This window comes from Haoranjiania flava (assembly GCF_025631005.1).
Taxonomy (GTDB): Bacteria; Bacteroidota; Bacteroidia; order Chitinophagales; family Chitinophagaceae; genus Haoranjiania; species Haoranjiania flava.
Genome location: NZ_JAOTPL010000041.1, coordinates 1 through 1,998, shown reverse-complemented (window position 1 = coordinate 1,998; position 1,998 = coordinate 1). Strand labels below are relative to the sequence as shown.

General features: G+C 44.8%; 3 protein-coding genes. 2 read left to right on the top strand and 1 reads right to left on the bottom strand.

The features are described from left to right. Both OD355_RS13730 and OD355_RS13725 read left to right on the top strand, forming a co-directional pair. Window positions 1–1,036 (top strand): alkaline phosphatase (locus tag OD355_RS13730; protein ID WP_263039066.1); only part of this gene is annotated, 1,036 nt, incomplete at its 5' end. Between the two features lie 168 nt (window positions 1,037–1,204). Further along, window positions 1,205–1,492, top strand: coding sequence for a GIY-YIG nuclease family protein (locus tag OD355_RS13725; RefSeq protein ID WP_263039065.1), 288 nt, complete (start codon window positions 1,205–1,207; stop codon window positions 1,490–1,492). A gap of 279 nt (window positions 1,493–1,771) precedes the next feature. On the opposite strand, the gene OD355_RS13720 is transcribed toward OD355_RS13725, so the two are convergent. Next, a partial coding sequence (locus tag OD355_RS13720) for a hypothetical protein (protein ID WP_263039064.1) occupies window positions 1,772–1,998 on the bottom strand: 227 nt, incomplete at its 5' end.

The following is a 1,998-nucleotide window of genomic DNA, read 5'->3' as shown; positions in this document are numbered from 1 at the left end:
CAACAAACCCATTCTGCAGAAATTCAAAGCAAAGGGAAAATCTGTAGGCTGCGTTACCTCTGTGCCCATCACGCATGCCACGCCTGCGGGCTTCTGCGTAAACAGCAATAAAAGGAGCGCCATGGAAGATATTGCGCTTGAGTATCATAAGCTCCGTTTTGATGTAATGATGGGCGGTGGGGTAAATATCTTTAGCGCTGATAAAAGAAAAGATAAACAGGATGTTTTCTCCCTGTTTCGCAACAGCGGCTTTAAAGTGGTGCGCAACAGGCAAGAGATGCTGGGCATCCCTGCAACCAATTCAGCGCCTGTGCTGGGCGTATTCCACGGTGAAAGCCTGCCTTACGAGATCGACAGGAGAAACGATGCTGCGCTGATCAGCAATACGCCGACGCTGGCAGAGATGGCCAAAACTGCCCTGCAGCAACTGAGCAGGAACAAGAATGGCTTTGTGATGCAGATAGAAGGCGGCAAGGTAGACTGGGCAGCACATGCCAATGATGCTGCAGCGCTGCTTTACGACCAGATAGCTTTTGACGATGCGCTGAAAGTGGCTATGGATTTTGTAAAGAACAACAAAGACACCCTGCTGATAGTGACTACCGACCACGGCAATGCTAACCCCGGGCTGTTTTACGGCTCAAAGGCAGGTGATAATTTTGATAAATTACAAAGCGTAAAACATTCGAGCGACTGGATACTGATGGGGATCACGAAAGACAATACGGCTGCGCAGGTGAGGGAAAGAATTGAGGCCGCCCATGGCATTGCGGTGAGTACAGAGGAGGCCGGGGAATTATTAAAGCGCTATCAAAAGCTGGATAGCGAGGGTATTTATAACAGTTACAAGCTTCCGTTCAGGGAACTGGCCATGATGGAGCAGAAATATTTCAACATCGGCTTCGGCTCTATGGACCACTCGGGAGACTACGTGGAGCTGACGATGTCTGGCCCCGGCAGTGAGAACCTGCTGCCTTTTGTAAAAAACTACGAACTGCACAATTTCCTTTTGAAAGCGGCAGGCGTAATGGCGTAAGGTTAGCCCCTCATTGCTTCAACGCTCCACGCAGTTACGCCTTTCGCAATGACGGCATCCAGAGGGTCGTAATTTTCCGAAACATGTACCACATCGTCATTGCGAACATTTGAGCTTTGCTCAAAGTGAAGCAATCTACTTTACACCTAAGCATAATAAATGTTAGAAATGAAAACTGGAGGGAGCGTATATATAATGACAAATTTTTCAAATACGGTATTGTATACTGGAGTAACATCAAACCTCCTTTGGCGGGTTATGCAACATAAAAATGAAGTATATCCAAATAGCTTTACTTCAAAGTACAATTGCAATAAATTAGTCTACTACCCTAATTTCCCAACCATTCAGGAAGCAATTTCAGAAGAAAAAAGAATAAAAGCAGGCAGTCGTAATCAAAAGATTCATTTGATTACAGTCATGAACCCTGAATGGGAAGATTTGCTGATATTTTAGGATAGATTGCTTCAACGCTCCACTCAGTTACGCCTTTCGCAATGACGGCATCCTGAGGAGCGTGAATTTTCCGAAACATGTACCACATCGTCATTGCGAACATTTGAGCTTTGATCAAAGTGAAGAATCTACTTTATAATCAACGAAGCATTCAAGATTGCTTCAACGCTCCACGCAGTTACGCCTTTCGCAATGACGGCATGCTGAGGGGCGTAAATTTTCCGAAACATGCACCACATCGTCATTGCGAACATTTGAGCTTTGATCAAAGTGAAGAATCTACTTTATAATCAACGAAGCATTCAAGATTGCTTCAACGCTCCACTCACTTACGCCTTTCGCAATGACGGCATGCTGAGGGGCGTAAATTTTCCGAAACATGCACCACATCGTCATTGCGAACATTTGAACCTGAGTTCGGGTTAAGAAAACTGCGACAATAGGAATAAAATGAAGAAAAGTGGAATGATGTTTGATACATAAGTTGTTGATAATCAAACAAATAC